The sequence below is a fragment of the Clostridium tanneri genome (assembly GCF_033659955.1).
Classification (GTDB): domain Bacteria; phylum Bacillota; class Clostridia; order Clostridiales; family Clostridiaceae; genus Clostridium_AM; species Clostridium_AM tanneri.
Genome location: NZ_JARUJP010000016.1, coordinates 1 through 18,151, shown reverse-complemented (window position 1 = coordinate 18,151; position 18,151 = coordinate 1). Strand labels below are relative to the sequence as shown.

General features: G+C 32.7%; 20 protein-coding genes. 18 read left to right on the top strand and 2 right to left on the bottom strand.

Annotated elements, in window-relative coordinates; genetic code table 11:
* Positions 1–38 precede the first annotated feature (38 nt).
* The 3 genes from P8V03_RS13265 (at position 39) to P8V03_RS13255 (ending at position 1,731) form a co-directional block, all read left to right on the top strand.
* A complete protein-coding gene (locus P8V03_RS13265) occupies positions 39–512 on the top strand; it encodes a hypothetical protein (RefSeq protein WP_261669917.1) in 474 nt (157 codons plus the stop codon).
* Complete coding sequence (locus tag P8V03_RS13260) at positions 509–1,000, top strand: hypothetical protein (protein WP_318798471.1); 492 nt, start codon at positions 509–511, stop codon at positions 998–1,000. The genes P8V03_RS13265 and P8V03_RS13260 overlap by 4 nt, the downstream gene beginning before the upstream one ends.
* A gap of 101 nt (positions 1,001–1,101) precedes the next feature.
* The gene (locus P8V03_RS13255) at positions 1,102–1,731 is read left to right on the top strand and encodes a TetR/AcrR family transcriptional regulator (RefSeq protein WP_261669919.1); all 630 of its coding nucleotides are present in this window, start codon (positions 1,102–1,104) and stop codon (positions 1,729–1,731) included.
* A gap of 73 nt (positions 1,732–1,804) precedes the next feature.
* Here P8V03_RS13255 and P8V03_RS13250 read toward each other — a convergent pair whose 3' ends face one another.
* Positions 1,805–2,989, bottom strand: a complete 1,185-nt coding sequence (locus P8V03_RS13250) for a cation diffusion facilitator family transporter (RefSeq protein ID WP_318798470.1) — start codon at positions 2,987–2,989, stop codon at positions 1,805–1,807.
* 335 nt (positions 2,990–3,324) lie between these two features.
* Between P8V03_RS13250 and P8V03_RS13245 the strand changes: the two genes are divergently transcribed.
* The 7 genes from P8V03_RS13245 (at position 3,325) to cls (ending at position 11,414) form a co-directional block, all read left to right on the top strand.
* Positions 3,325–5,244, top strand: a complete 1,920-nt coding sequence (locus tag P8V03_RS13245; RefSeq protein ID WP_318798469.1) for a [Fe-Fe] hydrogenase large subunit C-terminal domain-containing protein — start codon at positions 3,325–3,327, stop codon at positions 5,242–5,244.
* Between the two features lie 282 nt (positions 5,245–5,526).
* Positions 5,527–6,270 (top strand): ABC transporter ATP-binding protein, encoded by a 744-nt coding sequence (locus P8V03_RS13240; RefSeq protein WP_318798468.1) that lies wholly within the window; start codon positions 5,527–5,529, stop codon positions 6,268–6,270.
* Entirely contained in the window at positions 6,267–7,283 is a 1,017-nt protein-coding gene (locus P8V03_RS13235; RefSeq protein WP_318798466.1) for an ABC transporter permease, read from the top strand. The genes P8V03_RS13240 and P8V03_RS13235 overlap by 4 nt, the downstream gene beginning before the upstream one ends.
* Before the next feature lie 19 nt (positions 7,284–7,302).
* A complete protein-coding gene (locus P8V03_RS13230; RefSeq protein ID WP_318798465.1) occupies positions 7,303–8,451 on the top strand; it encodes an HlyD family secretion protein in 1,149 nt (382 codons plus the stop codon).
* 134 nt (positions 8,452–8,585) lie between these two features.
* Complete coding sequence (locus P8V03_RS13225) at positions 8,586–9,101, top strand: CBO0543 family protein (protein ID WP_318798464.1); 516 nt, start codon at positions 8,586–8,588, stop codon at positions 9,099–9,101.
* Positions 9,102–9,301: 200 nt separating this feature from the next.
* On the top strand, positions 9,302–9,724 hold the full coding sequence (locus P8V03_RS13220) for a PPC domain-containing DNA-binding protein (RefSeq protein WP_261669926.1): 423 nt from the start codon (positions 9,302–9,304) through the stop codon (positions 9,722–9,724).
* Between the two features lie 154 nt (positions 9,725–9,878).
* Positions 9,879–11,414 carry a cardiolipin synthase gene (gene cls / locus P8V03_RS13215; RefSeq protein ID WP_318798462.1) on the top strand — a complete coding sequence of 512 codons (1,536 nt, stop codon included), beginning with the start codon at positions 9,879–9,881 and terminating at the stop codon, positions 11,412–11,414.
* Between the two features lie 77 nt (positions 11,415–11,491).
* On the opposite strand, the gene P8V03_RS13210 is transcribed toward cls, so the two are convergent.
* Positions 11,492–11,767 (bottom strand): YmaF family protein, encoded by a 276-nt coding sequence (locus tag P8V03_RS13210; RefSeq protein ID WP_318798461.1) that lies wholly within the window; start codon positions 11,765–11,767, stop codon positions 11,492–11,494.
* A 232-nt stretch (positions 11,768–11,999) separates the two neighbouring features.
* On the opposite strand from P8V03_RS13210, the gene P8V03_RS13205 reads away from it, so the two are divergent.
* From P8V03_RS13205 to P8V03_RS13170, 8 genes are all read left to right on the top strand, one after another.
* Positions 12,000–12,260, top strand: coding sequence for a cupin domain-containing protein (locus tag P8V03_RS13205; protein WP_318798460.1), 261 nt, complete (start codon positions 12,000–12,002; stop codon positions 12,258–12,260).
* Between the two features lie 178 nt (positions 12,261–12,438).
* Positions 12,439–13,203: a DODA-type extradiol aromatic ring-opening family dioxygenase gene (locus P8V03_RS13200; RefSeq protein ID WP_261669930.1), complete on the top strand. Its 765-nt coding sequence runs from the start codon at positions 12,439–12,441 to the stop codon at positions 13,201–13,203.
* Positions 13,204–13,614: 411 nt separating this feature from the next.
* Positions 13,615–14,346, top strand: a complete 732-nt coding sequence (locus P8V03_RS13195; protein WP_261669931.1) for a GTP pyrophosphokinase — start codon at positions 13,615–13,617, stop codon at positions 14,344–14,346.
* 125 nt (positions 14,347–14,471) lie between these two features.
* On the top strand, positions 14,472–15,332 hold the full coding sequence (locus tag P8V03_RS13190; protein ID WP_318798459.1) for a hypothetical protein: 861 nt from the start codon (positions 14,472–14,474) through the stop codon (positions 15,330–15,332).
* Positions 15,333–15,537: 205 nt separating this feature from the next.
* Complete coding sequence (locus P8V03_RS13185; protein WP_318798458.1) at positions 15,538–16,062, top strand: VanZ family protein; 525 nt, start codon at positions 15,538–15,540, stop codon at positions 16,060–16,062.
* A gap of 147 nt (positions 16,063–16,209) precedes the next feature.
* On the top strand, positions 16,210–16,704 hold the full coding sequence (locus tag P8V03_RS13180) for a nucleotidyltransferase domain-containing protein (RefSeq protein ID WP_318798529.1): 495 nt from the start codon (positions 16,210–16,212) through the stop codon (positions 16,702–16,704).
* A 41-nt stretch (positions 16,705–16,745) separates the two neighbouring features.
* The gene (locus tag P8V03_RS13175) at positions 16,746–16,913 is read left to right on the top strand and encodes a hypothetical protein (RefSeq protein ID WP_261669935.1); all 168 of its coding nucleotides are present in this window, start codon (positions 16,746–16,748) and stop codon (positions 16,911–16,913) included.
* 47 nt (positions 16,914–16,960) lie between these two features.
* The gene (locus tag P8V03_RS13170) at positions 16,961–17,794 is read left to right on the top strand and encodes a nucleotidyltransferase domain-containing protein (protein WP_318798457.1); all 834 of its coding nucleotides are present in this window, start codon (positions 16,961–16,963) and stop codon (positions 17,792–17,794) included.
* Positions 17,795–18,151: the final 357 nt, after the last annotated feature.

The following is an 18,151-nucleotide window of genomic DNA, read 5'->3' as shown; positions in this document are numbered from 1 at the left end:
TATAACAAAATTTTCTAGATAAACTTGAGAGGTATCCTATGGTTCTAGTATTATATATTACAGTTTCCTGGTTAGTTATCACTTACTATATAACAGGTACAGAAAAACACGAGGTAATAAAAGGTATAATAATTTGTATGATACTGGTTATTGTGGAGGTAAACATAATTTTCAGTATTAGTCTAAATATGGAATTAATTAAGCTGACTGAAGATAAAATTAAATTCTTGGCACTTTGTTTATATGTATGTGCAATAACCCCCTTTCTGATAATAATCTTTATTGATAAGTTTAATACAGCAGATACACATTTAAAAAAGGCAGTATTGACAATTTTACTAATAGCACTAACTGCAATATTAGAAGCTATTAATATAGAATTAAGGCTCTATACCTATGCAAAATGGAGCTACCTCTTCTCTATACTTCTAAATTCTTTTTATATTTTAATATCTCTAGTGCTTAATAAAGGATTAGGTACCCTTGAAAAAAGAGGTGCAATGTATAAATGATTACTTATGACACTAATATGTTTAATAAAAATGAATGGTTTGTAATAGCATTATTAGCATTTTATATTTTAGTTTTTCTGCTGCCTAAACGATTTCCCTTATTTATATCAATAATATTCATCTTATATGGAATAGCTGTAGCTGGTGTTACCTTTGATTTTATATTAGGTGGTCCTACTTTAGACTACTATGATGATAATAATAATTCAAAATATGAAATAATTGATTTTTTACTTTACACCTCATATGGCTCCTTTAGTTATCTTATTGCTTATTTTTTTGATAAATTTAAATTAAAAAAACAATATGTAACCTTGTATGTTTTAGCTTTAGCAATAATGTCTATAGGAGTTGAATGGATAGGACATAGGTTAGGGGTATTTCATTATAAAAATGGATATAAGATAGAATTTTCTTTTCCTATATATTTAATGGTATACTCTATTCTTCTTATTCTCTATTTTAAGTTACATAGAGAGAAAAATTAAAAGACATTATGTTGATTAATCTTCTTTGTGTATATTATAATGTACATTGTAATATACACAAGACTGCTTACTAAAAATACCTGCATAGAAGGAGAAGGAAAATGTCAAAATCGTCCAATGATAGACGGACTATACGAACAAAAGAGATGATAAGAAAGGCTTTGTCAGAGTTAATTCAGGAAAAAGGCTTTAATGACATATCAATTACTGATTTAACTACAAGAGCTAATATAAATAGGGGAACCTTTTATCTTCACTATATGGACAAGTATGATTTGCTAGAACAGGTGGAAAATGAAGTAATGCAAGAACTTTATGAGAAAATAAAGATCATCGATTCTACAGATTTTATGAACATAGATGCTATAAGAGAACCTATGCCCTTTGTAATAAAAATATTTGAATACTTTAAGGAAAATTCAATGTTGATGAAGGGGATTTTAGGTCCAAAAGGGGATTCTAAGTTTCAAGCAAAGATTAAGAAGTTTATGGAGACTACTATATTTGAAAAGAAGCTGATTAAAACTTTTAACCCGGAAAATATGTTAATTCCAAAAAACTATTTTGTGTCATACATAATTTCAGCCCATTTAGGTGTACTTCAACAGTGGCTTGAAAATGGTATGGAAGAATCTCCAGAGGAGATGGCAGCAATATTATCCAAAATGTTTTTACTTGGTCCTTTGAAGGTGGTAGGGCTAAATAATAAAATACACTTATCTGATGACTAGATATATAATAATTAAAGAACTCTTATCACCATTAACCTATAGTGATAAGAGTTCTTTAATTTTAAGAAATTATCTACACTCCTAAATAATCCTTATCTACAGTTATAATTGCATTATGCTCAGGATGAAATTTCTTCAGTTGAACATTTATATTTTTCTGTAGATCAAGTTCTTCAGCTTTAGTGAGTGTATGATCCGCATCGATTACTACGTCAAAAATTAAGTTTTTCTTTTCCCCTTCTCCTACAACTCTAAAATCATGAAAGGATTTTACTATAGGAATAGCCTTTAAAGCGTCTGTAAGTTCTTCTCTGGCAGCCAATATTTCCTCATCATCAGTGGTAACAGGGTCCATGTGTATTACCAAGTATATGTCTAGAGCAGCGGATATTTCTTTCTCTGCTCTGTCTATAATCTCATGAATTTTAACTACTGATATATTTGAAGGTACCTCTGCGTGAATGGAAGCAATAATTCTTCCAGGCCCATAGTTATGAACTAGCAAATCATGGGCTCCATCTATGTGGTCATAATCTAAAATCATTCTTTGAATATCTTCTACCAGTTCCTTATCTGGAGCAGCACCAAGAAGTGGGTCTAGTGTATCCTTTATTAAGTTATATCCAGCGTAAAGAATAACAGCGGAAACAACCATGCCTATGTATCCGTCTATAGGCAGTGAAGTAAATCTAGAAATAAAAAGGGAGAGCACCACCACTCCAGAAGAAACTACATCACTAAGTGCATCTACTCCTGAAGCTTTAAGGGCAGAGGAATTTATTTTATTACCTATATTCTTATAGAATCTGCTAAGCCATATTTTTAATAATATAGAAACTAATAGCAGAACAAAGGGAATTACAGAGAACTCTACTGGAGTAGGATTTTTTATTCTCTCAAAGGAGCTTTTAATAAATTCAAAACCTATTAACAATACTAAAAATGCCACTATTAATCCAGAAATATATTCTATCCTGCCATGTCCAAAAGGATGTTCCTTATCTGCAGGCTTATTAGAGAGCTTAAAGCCAAAGATAGTTACCAGGGAAGAGCCTACATCAGAGAGATTATTAAAGGCATCAGCAGTTACAGCAATACTATTTACAAGTGTTCCTACAGTAAATTTAATTCCAAAGAGAAGTATATTTGCTAAGATTCCTATTATACCACCAAGGTATCCATATCTTTCTCTAACTTTTTTGTTTTTAACATCAGAGTAGTTTTTTACAAATTTTTTTATCAATAAATCTGAAACCATTATCACACCTCATTTGAAAATTATGATTAAATACAATGTACCATATATATCTTACCACAATGTGACATCCGTTATAAGTAAAACTTTACTCTCACAAGAGTAGTTGTCTAATAAAAGGATTTGCAGTAAGTTCATAGAATATATACTGTAGGAGATTTATAAAATATTCATCCGATGACTACCCGCTCTAATACTCTCTTCTCCAAGAGAGAGTAAAGAGCGGCTACGTCCCTGGATTCGTTCGACTAAGAATCAGATGGGGTTGAAGCCCCACCTGATTCAAGTCTTAACTTCATTTAACTTTAGGATATGTACTTCAATAGGGAGGAAAGTATATGTTGAGGGAAAAGTTAATAGTTTCTTTGGAGGATAGATGTGAAGGATGCAATAAGTGTATTCGTTCCTGTCCTCAATTTCTTGCAAATAAAGTAATAAATAAAGAGGGGAAGTTAAAAATTAATGTTAATCAGGAAAATTGTGTTTCCTGCGGGGAATGTATAAAGCAATGTCCACATAATGCTAGAGTGTATCTAGATGATACTAACAGCTTTACTGAAGCGTTAAAAAAAGGGCAAGAAATATCTGTAATTATAGCGCCGGCATTTATGTTAAATTATCCTAAGGAATATAAAAAGGTTTTGGCTTGGCTAAAAAAGAAGGGTGTAAAGCTTATATATGACGTAAGCTTTGGCGCTGATATTACTACTGTACTGTACATTAATGCTATTAAGGAGAAGGGACTAAAGTCAGTTATTGCTCAGCCCTGTCCAGTAATAGTAAACAGCATAGAAAGATACTATCCAAACTTAATACCTTATTTAAGCCCAATAGGTTCTCCAATGCACTGTGCAGCGGTTTATCTAAAGAAATATGATAATTTTAAAGGGAAGATTGCTGCTATTTCACCTTGTATTGGAAAGGTTGATGAGTTTCAGAGACATGGTGCTATTGACTACAATGTAACCTTTAAAAATCTAATGACTATTTATAATGCAGAAGGAGGCTCCTCAGAGGAAGCTGATTTTGACTCACCAGAAAGTTTAGTTGGATTTTGGTATCCTACTCCAGGAGGACTAAAAGAATCTGTTGAGCAGGTTTTTGGAAAAGGTTTTCATATTAAGAGGATAGAAGGTCCTCATCTGGTACAGGAATATCTAAATGAGTTACATAAGAGACCTTATAATTTACCACTGCTAGTTGATATACTAAATTGTTCAGAGGGATATGCAATGGGCACTGCCACTGAGAAGACCTTCACAATAGATGAAATGGATGCTTTGCTGTTAAAGAAAACTCAAGAAATACACTCCAGAAAAAAGAGTGTTTTCAAGAAATCCTTACTAATGGATATGGTTAAAAGCTTTAATAGAATGTTGAAAATGGCTGACTTCCAAGTGACTTACAGTGACAGATCCTCAAAAGCCAGGTTATCTGAGGAGGAAATAAACAATAGTTTTAGGAGCCTTCTTAAGTTTACTGAGGAGGAAAGAACTATTGACTGCTCCGCTTGCGGATATAAGAATTGCAGATCTATGGCCGTTGCAATTGCACAGGGAAACAATGTGGTGGAAAATTGTCTTGAATATAATAGAAAGAAAGTTCTTGAAGAGCATGAAAAAACCATTGAAGAGCATAAGAAGGTTGAAACCTTACTATCTAAAACTCAGGAGGTTTCAGTACTTCAACAAGAATTTTTGGACAAGTTAAATAACAATATATCTTCTATATACAATGCTCTAAATGAACTAACCACAATTACTGATAACACAGCTCAGGATATGACAAATGTAACGGAGAAAATGAAATTTATAGACAAAGCCTCAAAGGATGCGGTAGATGAGGTAGGTAATTTAAGACTTAGCTTCCATGGTTATTTACAGATGTCAGAGGTTATAATGGGAATTGCTTCTCAAACAAATTTATTGTCCCTTAATGCTGGTATTGAAGCTGCCAGAGCTGGAGAGGCCGGCCGGGGATTTGCAGTAGTAGCTTCTGAGGTAAGAAGCCTTGCAGAAAAAACGAAGGATACAGTGTCAATGGCTACTGAAAATAATGAAAAAGTACAGTCAGCTCTAGATAGTATTGTTTCACTGATAGACATCCTAGGAACTTCTATAAATGGAGTAAGCACTAATATTGAAAATGTACTTGCTGCTGCAAAGGAGACAAGTGCCTCAGTGGAGGAGCTGACTTATACTACAGAACATATTGTATCGGAAGCAGAAAAGTTAAATAGAGATCTATTAAGAAAATAAAACATATTTGAAGTCATACCTTGTTGTAAAACTGCAGTTTTGACTTGATATTTAAACCTCGGAGAAATTCGAGGTTTAGTTTTGTATTTAAAAAATAGACAATTTTCAAGAATCTGTCTATTAATAGTCACATATAGATATTCTGTTTATTGAACATAGGCGTACACTAAATTATAATGATTACATAGAAATAATAGACACATCGTTCATTAATTTTAATAAAAATCATATCAATTAGATTAGCTTTATATAATATAGTTTTTTCTAGAGAGGAGTGAATCCATGGAAAATAAAAAAATTACAAGTTCCCCCTGTATTAGAATTGAAAAGGTTAATAGAACTTTCGGAGAAAAACAAGTACTTTTTGATATTACTCTAGCAGTACCTTATTCTCAAATTTTAGGATTGCTTGGTCCTTCAGGGTCTGGTAAGACAACCTTGGTAAAAATGATTGCCGGAGTTGACAGTCCTACCAGCGGAGAGGTATTTGTACTAGAGGAAAAAATGCCAAAGCTCTCCATGATGAGTAAAATAGGGTACATGGCACAGTCAGATGCACTATACGGAGAACTTACTGCAGAAGAAAACCTGAAATTTTTTGCCTCTATGTATAACCTTACAAAGGAAAAGCAAAGGGAGAGAATTAAGGAAGTTATGGAACTTGTAAATTTGTCAGAGCATTTAAAGAAGCAGGTGAAACAGTATTCCGGTGGGATGAAACGACGTCTATCCCTTGCCATTGCACTACTTCATGAACCTCCAATTTTGATACTGGACGAGCCTACCGTTGGTATTGACCCTGTTCTTCGTAAGTCTATATGGGAAGAACTCTACAAGCTGCAAAATAAAGGTACTACTATCATTGTTACTACCCACGTAATGGATGAGGTTGAGAAGTGTAACAACCTTGGAATGATTCGTGATGGCAAATTAATTGCAGTAGGTTCCCCAGAGGAGCTTAAAGCTGCCACTGGCTCATCTAATATTGAGGAGGCATTCTTGTACTATGGAGGTGAAGGAAATTGAGAGTAAAAGCAGTTATGATTAGAATTTTGCTTCAGCTAGCTCATGATAAGCGTACTATTGGTCTAATGATTTTTGCACCAATACTAGTATTAACCTTAATGTCCTTTGTCTTTAACGGTACAGATTACCATCCAAAGATTGGGGTAGTTAACGCACCTCTTAATCTGGTTAACAAACTAGAGGAGGATGATGTAAGGATAATTAGGTATGATGAGAGCAGTGCTTATGAAGCACTAACTTCTTCAAAGGTTGATGCAACAATTAATTTCGAAAGGGGAGTTCCAAAAATAAAATTAGAAGGTAGTGACCCAACTAAAAACAAGGCTGTCATTATGTCGGTGCAAGGGGCAACCCAGCAGTTAATGCCTTCTACTGAGCCAGATATTACTTATTTATATGGTTATGAGGATATGGCTTCCTTCGATAACTTTGGGCCTATACTTATTGGTTTCTTTGTATTTTTCTTTGTCTTTTTAATAGCAGGAGTTGCCTTTCTTAACGAACGTACCAGCGGTACATTAGAGAGACTTCTTGCTACACCTATAAAGCGGTGGGAAATTGTTATAGGTTATTTACTAGGCTTTGGAGTCTTTACTATAATACAGTCTGCACTTATAGCTTGGTTTTCAATTAATATTCTCAATATGATGATGATAGGCTCCTTTGCCCTGGTGCTTCTAATAACAATATTAACTGCAATGGTTGCTCTTACCATAGGTACATTTATATCTGCCTTTGCTAGTAATGAATTGCAGATGATTCAATTCATACCAATAATTGTGGTGCCACAGGTGTTTTTTTCTGGGCTATTTGATTTAAGTACTATGGAGCCATGGCTGCAGGCTATTGGAAGGTTTACACCTCTATGGTACATAGCAGACGCTCTTAAAAATATTATGATAAGAGGAAAGGGCTGGAATTCTATTGGAGTGGATGTATTTGTTCTAATAGGAATTTGTATATTTTTCATCATAGCAAATATATTGGCTCTTAAAAAATACAGAAAAATATAAATAAATGAGGTGAAATTTTATGAAAAAATTATTTATATGCCTTTTATCCACTGCTCTTATTACCACAGGCTGTTCTTCAAAGTCAGGTACTTTAACCTTAAAAGGGGATATTGAAAATAATATTATATCTGCAAACAGTACTGTTGCAGGGAAGATTATAGAAATGAAAAAAGAACAGGGACAACCGGTGAAAAAAGGTGAAGTTATAGCTGTAATAGATAATACAAATCAGAAATATACTGTTGAAGGGCTGCAGGCAGTGGTTAACATGAAAAAGGCAAAGCTGGAGGAGTTAAAGTCAGGAACTCGCCCAGAACAAATAGAGCAGGCAGAGGCGCAGGCTCGTGCAGCAAAGGCACAGGTAGATCTTTTAACCTCTGGTAATAGAGCGGAACAAATAGGACAGGCTAAAAATACTGTTTCAATATCTGAAGAAGCTTTAAACTCTACAAAACTAACCTATGACCATATAAACACACAGTATAATAATGTTCTAAAACTGTATCAGGTAGGTGCAGTATCAAAAAGTGAATTAGATGATGCTAAATATAAATTAGATACAACCTCAAAACAACTTTCTACTGTACAGTATCAATTAGAAAGTTCAAAACAACAGTTAGCTTTATTACAAAATGGTTCCACTCCTCAAGAAATTGATAAGGCAAGGGCAAATTATGATGCAGCAGAGGCACAGGTCAATTTACTTAAAAGTGGGGCAACAAAAGAAGCTATTGAAGCAGCACAGGGAGATTTAGATCAAACCATTGCACAGTTAAATCAGGCTGAAAATAATTTAAATAACTGCAGCATTGTAGCTTTAGCTGACGGAATTATAGTAAGTAAGAATTTTCAACTAGGTGATATAGTTAATGTAGGTAGCAATATTGCAGATATAGCTATTAAAGATGATTTATACCTGCTTTGTTATATACCAGATGAATATTTAGGTAAAGTTTATTATAATCAGCCTTTAACAGTAAAGACTTCCATTGGTACCCAAACTGGTAAGATTAGTTACATTGCTTTAAAAAATGAATACACACCTAAGGATAAACAATCTACCTCAGAAGGAAAGCACATAGCTACTAAGATAAAGATTACCATAAAGGACAACAAAGGAATATTGAAGTCTGGAATGACTGGAGAAGCTCAAATTCCTTTAAAGTAGTCATCGGATAAAGGTAAACCTTCTCTATAGGTTAAGTCTTCATGACGAATATTATGCCAATGTTCTGCATTTTTGAATAACTGCTGACATTTTGCAGAAAACTATAGTTGATACTTGTTAAAGGAGATTTAGCTATGAGGTATACATTAATACGAATAACAATGGCTTCATTATGGATTACAAGTGCATGTAAATGGGGGGACTTGAAAAACTGGAGGAGATATTATCCCACTATGTTGTTCTTTGGCATGGGAAATCTTGTTTACCACCTGGTCTTTTGCGATAAACCTTTATGGAAATTTCAACCTGACATTATAGTACCTGCTATAAATGAGCTATTTATAATATTTACAATATTTTTCGCAACTACACTACTATTTTTATCTAATCTTCCTAAAAAGTTATCACATAAGGTTGCTTATATAGCATTATGGGTTGCTATTTATATAAGCATAGAATTATTTACAACTTCCATTGGAATGCAAAAAAATTATAATGGCTGGAATATATGGTGGTCAGTACTTCACAATGTTGTTGTATTTCCTTCACTAATTATTCACCATAAGAACCCTATTTTAGCATGGATTATCGCTTTTATTCTTCTTGGATTTATAATGAAAATCTTTAACATCCCTTTTTTACAGAAGTAATGCTTTAACAAATAAATGGATAGCAGCTGATAAGGGGAAAATAAGTTGTTTCTAAAGGCAAGTTCTTGTATAATAAAAGTAATGAGGTAAAAGATGGCAATTTGTCCTTTAAGCTGAATGAAAGATTCAACAAAGCTTACAAGAAGTTGCATACATAGCTTCAATTAATTATGTTAAAACTGAAAAGTGAGGGGATAAAAATGATTTGTAAAAAATTAGGTTCAAATTGGGTTATAAGAATAGATAAAGGTGAAGAAATCGTAAGCAATATTAAAGAAATATGTGAAAAAAACAATATAAAGGCTGGCTTTATAAGTGCAATTGGTGCTGCAGATAAGGTTAAGATTGGACTTTTTAATACAAATACAAAGGTTTATCATTCAGAAACTTTAAGTGGAGATTTTGAAATTACAAATCTTACTGGAAATGTATCAAGAAAAGATGGCGAAGTATACATTCACTTACATATAACTGTCAGTGACGAAGAGTATAAAGCTTATGGCGGTCATTTAAATGAAGCTTGGATAAGTGGAACTTGTGAAATGCTTTTAACAGAAGTGGATGGAGAAATAGGAAGACAGTTTGACGACAACTCAGGATTAAATATTTTTGAATTAAAATAAATTATACACTAATATGTTAAGATATATACAATAGATTATAGAATAGTTATACTATAAAAGAGCAGTATTCCTAATAGGGTAACTGCTTCTTTAATTTTATCCATATTTATAGTTAAAGCTATATCAAAATAGTAATTTTAGAGAGATGAGAAAAATGAGATTTGTTAAAAAGTTTTTATTTCACAGAGTTGCTTTCGTGTTTTTAGCAATATTAATACAACTTTTAGTTATAATAGCTGCAATTTTAAAGTTTTATAACTATTTTGCAATCTTCTATGGAGCAAGTATATTTATAAGTGTAGCTGCTCTATTATGGATTATTAATAAAAATATGAATCCGGCATATAAGATTGCTTGGATAATACCTATACTGCTCTTTCCTATCTTTGGAGGGCTATTTTATATTTTTTACCGTGGCAACAAACTAAGCGAAAGACAAAGGAAGAAAATGAAATCTATAGTAGATAAAACTAAGGACTCCCTTAAGCCGCAGCAGTCTATTTTAGAAGAGATGAAATTAAAAAGTGAAACTGCTGCTAATCAGTCTAGATACATTCAAAATTATGCCTATTCCCCTCCTTTTAAGAATACAATAACGGAATATTTTGCAATTGGGGAATTAAAATTTGAAAGGCTGAAGGAAGAACTAAAAAAAGCAGAACATTATATATTTCTGGAATACTTTATTATTGAAGAAGGTGTTATGTGGAACAGCATACTGGATATACTAGTAGAAAAAGCAGCTGCCGGTGTAGATGTTCGCGTTGTCTATGATGATGCAGGCTGTATATTTACTTTGCCCCATAGGTATGACAAAAAGCTTGAAGAAATGGGTATTAAGTGCTGTATTTTTAATTCTTTAATTCCTGTATTGTCTTCAAGATTGAATAACAGGGATCACCGTAAAATCGCAATAATTGATGGACACACAGGCTTTACAGGAGGCGTTAACCTGGCTGATGAGTACATAAATGAATTTAGAAAACACGGTCATTGGAAGGATGCAGCTATAATGCTTAAGGGGGAGGCTGTATGGAGTCTCACTGTAATGTTTTTAACAATGTGGGGGTATCTTAGAGGAACCTATGAGGATTTTAACCAATTTAAGAATGACACTTTACCACATAAGGCCCAGGAGAAAGATGGATATATCCAACCTTTTACAGATAACCCATTAGACGATGAAACTGTTGGTCAAATAGTGTATCTAAACTTAATAAACAAAGCAAAGAGATACCTTTATATAACTACACCTTATTTAATTATAGATAATGAAATGATAACTGCACTATCATCCGCAGCTAAAGGGGGAGTGGATATTCGTATAATTACTCCTCATTATGCAGACAAATGGTATGTTCATGAGGTAAGCAAATCCTATTATAAAGTTCTTGTAGATAGTGGAGTTAAAATCTATGAATACACTCCAGGGTTTATTCATTCAAAAACCTATGTAGCAGATGATGAATATGCTGTTGTTGGTACCATAAACATGGATTTTAGAAGCTTATATTTACATTTTGAATGTGGTGTTTGGCTGTATAATTCTGAGAGTATTGTAGATATTAAGGAAGACTTTCTTAGTACTTTAAAAATGTGCAGACAAATTACAGTAGAGGACTTCAAAGATGTTAAATGGTATAAGGCACTAGCAAGGTCAGTATTACGTATTTTTGCTCCCTTAATGTAGGCTTGAGGTTGAATATTAAGATAGTGAGCCTCATAGGTGGCTGTAAGGCCCACTACTTTTTCCCATCTTCGAGGGATCTAGTTTTCGCTTGTTCTGTCTTTAATAAAGTGATAGTGCTGCTCGGTTATATAGGTCGGACCTGAAATAAAATGAATATGTCCGCCAGGCACTGGATAATCAGGACTTGTTTGCATTGTATAATAGTGTCTGTGTCCATCAGCAAAGTCCGTATATCCTGTTATATAATGAGTATGACGCACTCCTGTAGGTGCTGGAGAAGTTTCTCCAGAATATCCATGACTGTGCCTGTCGTTAACTGAAGTATAGCCTGAATAATAATGAGTATGGTACATTTTTACACTCCATTAATATTGCTCACACTTATATAATATGTGACATATGTTGTGTTTTGTGCTTTAATATTCTCATAAATACAGTGCAATAAAAAAGGATAACTAAGGAGGGAGCTAATGGTGAAGGCTCCATTTGCTCCCTCTTATTAAGTAGATGACAGTAAAAATATATGATAAGATATTATTGAAAACTACATTAGCTTAAGCAATATATTCTGAGGAGGAATTAATTATGAATTTACAAGATATCAAAGAAAGTATAGTGACAAATGTATATTATATAGATGCTCAGAAAAAAGTAGCATTACATAACCACCCGAAGCATGATGAAATTTTTTACTGCATAAAAGGAGAGGGCTTTGGAGTATTAGAAGATAGGGAGATAAAACTTACAGTTGGAAGAGAATTTATTGTTCCAGCGGGAGAAATGCATGCACTTAGAACAGACAGTAATCTCTATGTAACTTCTTTTTTAGTTCCAGTTGTGGAATAATAAACACCCTATTTCTTAGCGCTGTTAAGAAATAGGTTTTTTTATTATTAGATAAAAGGATTAATAATATCTTGTGGAGTAATTGTACTTCCAATTAAATGAATAATAAATAGGCCTGAGCACAGAATAAAATAAGAATGATATGATTAAATGATGAGAGACAAAGGGAAGTGAAAAAATGATTTCTTCGCTATTTTTATGCCACGGAGGACCAACACTTGTGGTGGAAAAAAATGAATACACTAATTTTCTTAAAGACTTAGGGAAAAAACTAAATCCTAAAGCTATAGTCATATTTACAGCACACTGGGAAAGCGAAATCACCACAATTTCCTCTTTAGACAGTACTTATGATATGATATATGATTTTTATGGATTCCCAAAAGAATTATACTCTATAAAATATCCTGCTCAAGGTTCTGTAGATGTAGCTTCAAAGTTGCAATCCATGTTAAGGGACCATGGCATTGAGAGTAAGCTTGATGAAAATAGGGGATTAGATCATGGTGCCTGGGATGTGCTTTATTTAATGTTTCCAAAAGCAGACATACCTGTTATTCAAGTATCTGTAAACCCTGAGTTATCAATGGAAAAACAATATGAAATAGGAGAAGCAATTAGGGAACTGGGGAAAGAAGATATCTTAGTGATAGGAAGCGGCTCAACTGTTCATAATCTTTCTACAGTGGACTGGAATTCAGAAAAAGCTGAAGAATGGGCAGTGGAATTCGACAACTGGCTTATAGAAAAGGTAGAAAATAATGACAGGGAAGTTTTGTTTAATTATAGACAGTTAGCACCCTATGCAAAACTTGCTGTACCTCGTGAAGAGCATATAGTTCCTATGTTTATAGCCATGGGAAGTGGAAATAATCATAACCCAAAGCTTTTACATCAAAGTTATGTATATGGAACCTTAAGTTATATATGCTTTGAGTTTTAATGTAATGTAAAAGTATGTTCAGGATTTGTGAAAGTAGATAAAAAATAATATATATAATAATATGTAACAATGCCTTTTCTAGCAATAGAGAAGGCTATATTTGTGTAACAAAGTAAGACACTTCTTAATCAAGTGTAAGAATAAAAGCTTAGAATGATGAATAGAGGACAACAACTTCTATGGTATAATAGAGACAGAGAATTACTAAATTCGGCTAATTAATATATTAGTTTACACTATTTATATAATTACAGCTTTATAATGTAGACTTAAGTAGATTTAATAGATAATTTAGTGTAAGTTTAGGAATACTTAACAATTACTTTGTATACTTATGGTATAGTTTAGAAATAGAAGGCTTAGAATTTAGTGCTATTTACAGGTAGATGAAGAAAGGAATGTAGTAAGAAGATGGAAGAAAAAAGGGAACTAAGTTTAAAACATATGAGAATATTAAAGACAGAATTGACTAGATTTCTAATGACTTACAAGTTTGGTTTAGACGAATTGAATACAAAAATTGATATTTTAAAGCAGGAATTTCAGTATGTTCATGACTATAATCCTATTGAACATGTTAAATCGAGAATAAAGACACCGGAAAGTATTTTAAAGAAAATTTATAGAAAAGGATATGAACTTTCACTGCCTTCTATAAAAGAAAATATTCAGGATATTGCTGGAATTCGTATAGTTTGTTCATTTGTATCTGATATTTACAAGTTAAGTGAAATGCTTCAAAATCAAAAGGATATAAAAACTATTAAGTGTAAGGATTACATAAAGAACCCAAAACCTAATGGATACCAAAGCCTGCACCTAATCCTGCAAGTTCCTGTTTTTATGTCTGACAGAGTTGAAGATATCTGTGTGGAAGTACAAATTCGAACTATTGGCATGGATTTTTGGGCAAGTTTAGAACATAAAATCTATTATAAATACAATAAAGAAGTACCTAAGCATCTAACGGATGAACTTAGAGAGGCTGCTATTTCAGTGGCTCAGTTAGACAAGAAGATGGAGAACATAAATAAAGCAGTTAACAGTTTTAAGGAAGCTGATAATCCTGAATATGAATTACAGGAAATATTCATTGACGATAAGAGCTTTTATCTCCCAGACGAGTTTTTACGTGTTTGGTAAGAGAGTTTTCAGCACTAAAGGTTAGTTAAGGTGAAAGACCTTGGTAAAATTATGTCAATCTCAAGTATAAAACAACTCTAAATAATAATACTATATAGAAGGCCATAGTAAAAGGAGTTGTTATTATGAATTTTAATTCCTGGTGGTATATGGGATTGGCAATTATAAGCCTTGGCATTTTAATTTTTATATATTCTAAAAAAAGAAAATCTAGTTTTTTATTGTTATTCTTGGTAATGGTTGAATTTGCTTTTCTTATTGAAACTGTAATCTATATTTTTGGGGGCAGCTATCAATACTTTCCTAAGATAATTAAATATAATTCCTATTATGATAGTAATGTAGGTGCTCTTGTTTCAAACTTACTAATAGTACCTGCCTTGGCTACCTTAATAGGTGTCTTTAAATTGAATTGGCTTTGGATTAGCTTTTTTACAGCATTTCTAACTTTCACTGAGTGGCTGTTTTTAAGGCTTAATATATATGAACATAATTGGTGGAAAACAGGGTATACAACCTTTGGCCTTCTTTTTGTATTTTTTCCTTTAGGAAAGGTAATTTATAGACAAATATCAAAGCCATTAAAGGGAATTAAGCACTCTATATTTTTATTTTTATGCACTGCACCGATTTTAGGCTGTATGCATATTATTCCTATTATGTGGCTTTCTAATAGGGCTTATTTTCTCGGGTGGTTTAAAGATTATGCCCATGACACAACTGCCTTTGCCTCACTTTATCATGTAGTGGTAGCAATAATTTTTACTATATTGATAAAGATCAACTGGAGACACAGAGGATTAAAATATCTGGTTATGGCAAGTATTACTTTTGTCACTACGCTAATTCTTACGAAGATTGGAATACTGAAAAGCTATGTATGGTGGGACCCGTGGTATTATATATTTTACCATGTGATTGTTTTAACAATGTCTGGAGCTATAAGTAAGAGGTTGTCTAGGGGGAGTAGTGGAAGGAGCATTTAAAAGGAAGGTTCCACAGATAAAGAAAAGGTTGATGATTTAAAAGAACTTTTAGATATATGGATTGAGAGTCAAGGAGGAAATCTAAAGCTATATTAATAAAACCTTAAGGTTTTATTAATAAAATTACTATGATATAAATTTTTACTTTGCAGTACTATAATAATGAGTGAGAACAAGCAAGAATGAAATGAAAAATGGGGGTATTATGAATAAACGGGAGAGAATTGAAATAGTTTTTTTATATGGTGTTTTCATTTGTTACATACTTTTGCTAATTAAAATATTGTTGGTATCAAGAATTTCGTATTCGGGGCCTAGGTCAATCAATCTCATTCCTTTTTATAGTATAAAGGAATATATATATAGTAACTCTGCTACTATAAAAAGATTCGCCTTTGGTAATGTGATTGGCAATATAGTTATCTTTAGTCCTCTTGGTGCATATTTGTTATTATTCAAAAATGATAAAAGAGTAATAACTAATTCGTTGTTTATATTTATAGTGAGTTTGTTTGTTGAAATCATTCAAGGGCTTTTAGGTATTGGATCATCAGACATTGATGATATAATCCTAAATTGTTTAGGTGGATTGATTGGTATTTTAGGGTACAAGTTTTTATTGTGTATATTACGAGATGAGAAAAAAGTACATACTGCAATCACAATAGTATCTGCTATCGGATTACCTCTTATATTATATTATTTATTCATGATGAGAATGAGATTCTAATAGCTTTAGTGCAATGATAGGCTATTGCTGGGAACCTTATTTCTTAACTGGGTGAACAAAATGAATGGCAATTTAAAGGCAATTGAAAAAACCATGAAGTAATTTCAGTTGAAGCACAGGGATTATAATTATTTTAAGGAGAGTTTTATGAATAAAAAAGAAATTGTAACCAAGGAAAACTTAATAGAAGTATTGGATTTATTAGATAGTATGGAAATGAGATATTGGATAGATGGGGGATGGGGTATAGATATTTTACTTGGAAAACAAAACAGAGAACATCGAGATATTGACGTTGATTTTGACGGAGAGTTTACGGAAACTTTATTAAATAAACTGAAAGAAATAGGTTATGAGATTGTAGTTGATTGGAGTCCTTCTCGTATCGAGTTATATCATCTGAAATTGGGATACATTGATATACACCCTTTAATAATAAATGAAGACGGAAGTGCCAAACAGGCTGATCCACAAGGTGGCTGGTATGAGTTTGAAGCAAAATGGTTTTCGACTGCAGTGTTTGAAGGTAGGATTATTCCATGTATTTCTGCTGAGGCTCAAAAATTATTTCATAGTGGATATGAGCCTAGAGAAGTTGATAAAATCGATATGAAAAATCTTGATAGACTTATTATAGAATAGTATATTATACATTATACAAATATCTTGCGAGGAGAATAATAATGGATAACTTAGCCTTTGATAAAAGTTCTTTTGATGTAATATGGTCGGAAGCATTCTTGAAAAAATATGATTATGTTGATGAGGTTAAAGAATTCATTGAAGCAGACATGTATAATCGTTTTAAGGATTATTACAGCTATGTATTTTATATCGCAAAGAAAAAATAGTAGTTTAGTGTAACCTTCAATAATAAACATCAAAGGAGTGTATTTGTATGGTAGATAATATTATTAAATTAGTAATAGAGAAGCTATCATCTTTGCCTTATATAGAAGGCATTGTATTGGGAGGCTCACGTGCAAGAGGCACTCATACAAAGGATTCAGATATAGATTTTGGAATCTATTACAATTTAGAATCATTTGACCTGAATGCTATTAATCAACTTGCTACAGAGTTGGATGACGAGCATAGAAGCAACCTTGTTGTACCTCCCGGAGCATGGGGTAATTGGGTTAATGGCGGCGGATGGTTAGTCATAAATGGGCATCATGTGGATTTAATTTTACGTGATATAAAACGGGTAGAACAAATAGTAAAAGATACAGAGCAAGGAATTGTTACTGCCAATTACCAGACGGGACATCCCCATGGATATATTAGCGCCATGTATCGTGGAGAATTAGCAATCAGCAAAGTGCTTTATAACAAAAATAGCGGGTTTAATGAATTGAAGAAAAAAGCAGAGATTTACCCTACTGCTTTAAAGAAGAGCTTGATAAACTTTTTTATGTTTGAAGCTGAGTTCTCTTTAATGTTTGTAAAGGCAAATGCGGCAGCAGACGATAAATATTATATTGCAGGCCATGTTTTTCGTATAGTTTCATGTTTAAACCAAGTATTATTTGCATGCAATAATGCTTATTGTATCAATGAAAAGAAAGCTATCAAACTGCTTGAAACTTTTGAATATAAACCTGAAAAATATTCACAAAGGGTTAATTATATTTTTGAAGTACTCGGTTTTTCCACTTTTGAATGCTACCACATGACTGAGAAGCTTTATAATGAAGTGAGGCAAATTGTATCGGAAATAAATAACTTTTGAAAGGTATTCCAGAGATAGAGGATGAAATTCGCCATCCCATAATGTTGATTGTTTCAGCAAGAAAAAATTAAGGGTAGAAATAAATGAAATAAAGCGACTTTTTCACTTTATTAGAAAACGGTAAACTTATGAATATATGAAGATACGGTGAGGTAGATAATATGACATCAAAACAAGATAGTAACAGTGACCTGGTCAAGACTTATTAGTTGATGTTGAGAATAATGATAATAGCGAAAATAACTATGGTTATGCACAATGCTAATATAATTAAAGTTCAAGGACATGATCCTTGACTTATTTTATTCAAAAGTTATATAATCTAAATGTACTAAAATAAAAGCTTTGAGGTGATTA

What these genes read in the sequence shown, in the direction of transcription:
- P8V03_RS13265 (WP_261669917.1), top strand. Translation starts at nt 39, where the DNA reads ATGGTTCTAGTATTATATATTACAGTTTCCTGGTTAGTTATCACTTAC.
- P8V03_RS13260 (WP_318798471.1), top strand. Translation starts at nt 509, where the DNA reads ATGATTACTTATGACACTAATATGTTTAATAAAAATGAATGGTTTGTA.
- P8V03_RS13255 (WP_261669919.1), top strand. Translation starts at nt 1,102, where the DNA reads ATGTCAAAATCGTCCAATGATAGACGGACTATACGAACAAAAGAGATG.
- P8V03_RS13250 (WP_318798470.1), bottom strand. Translation starts at nt 2,989, where the DNA reads ATGGTTTCAGATTTATTGATAAAAAAATTTGTAAAAAACTACTCTGAT.
- P8V03_RS13245 (WP_318798469.1), top strand. Translation starts at nt 3,325, where the DNA reads ATGTTGAGGGAAAAGTTAATAGTTTCTTTGGAGGATAGATGTGAAGGA.
- P8V03_RS13240 (WP_318798468.1), top strand. Translation starts at nt 5,527, where the DNA reads ATGGAAAATAAAAAAATTACAAGTTCCCCCTGTATTAGAATTGAAAAG.
- P8V03_RS13230 (WP_318798465.1), top strand. Translation starts at nt 7,303, where the DNA reads ATGAAAAAATTATTTATATGCCTTTTATCCACTGCTCTTATTACCACA.
- P8V03_RS13225 (WP_318798464.1), top strand. Translation starts at nt 8,586, where the DNA reads ATGAGGTATACATTAATACGAATAACAATGGCTTCATTATGGATTACA.
- P8V03_RS13220 (WP_261669926.1), top strand. Translation starts at nt 9,302, where the DNA reads ATGATTTGTAAAAAATTAGGTTCAAATTGGGTTATAAGAATAGATAAA.
- cls (WP_318798462.1), top strand. Translation starts at nt 9,879, where the DNA reads ATGAGATTTGTTAAAAAGTTTTTATTTCACAGAGTTGCTTTCGTGTTT.
- P8V03_RS13210 (WP_318798461.1), bottom strand. Translation starts at nt 11,767, where the DNA reads ATGTACCATACTCATTATTATTCAGGCTATACTTCAGTTAACGACAGG.
- P8V03_RS13205 (WP_318798460.1), top strand. Translation starts at nt 12,000, where the DNA reads ATGAATTTACAAGATATCAAAGAAAGTATAGTGACAAATGTATATTAT.
- P8V03_RS13200 (WP_261669930.1), top strand. Translation starts at nt 12,439, where the DNA reads ATGATTTCTTCGCTATTTTTATGCCACGGAGGACCAACACTTGTGGTG.
- P8V03_RS13195 (WP_261669931.1), top strand. Translation starts at nt 13,615, where the DNA reads ATGGAAGAAAAAAGGGAACTAAGTTTAAAACATATGAGAATATTAAAG.
- P8V03_RS13190 (WP_318798459.1), top strand. Translation starts at nt 14,472, where the DNA reads ATGAATTTTAATTCCTGGTGGTATATGGGATTGGCAATTATAAGCCTT.
- P8V03_RS13185 (WP_318798458.1), top strand. Translation starts at nt 15,538, where the DNA reads ATGAATAAACGGGAGAGAATTGAAATAGTTTTTTTATATGGTGTTTTC.
- P8V03_RS13180 (WP_318798529.1), top strand. Translation starts at nt 16,210, where the DNA reads ATGAATAAAAAAGAAATTGTAACCAAGGAAAACTTAATAGAAGTATTG.
- P8V03_RS13175 (WP_261669935.1), top strand. Translation starts at nt 16,746, where the DNA reads ATGGATAACTTAGCCTTTGATAAAAGTTCTTTTGATGTAATATGGTCG.
- P8V03_RS13170 (WP_318798457.1), top strand. Translation starts at nt 16,961, where the DNA reads ATGGTAGATAATATTATTAAATTAGTAATAGAGAAGCTATCATCTTTG.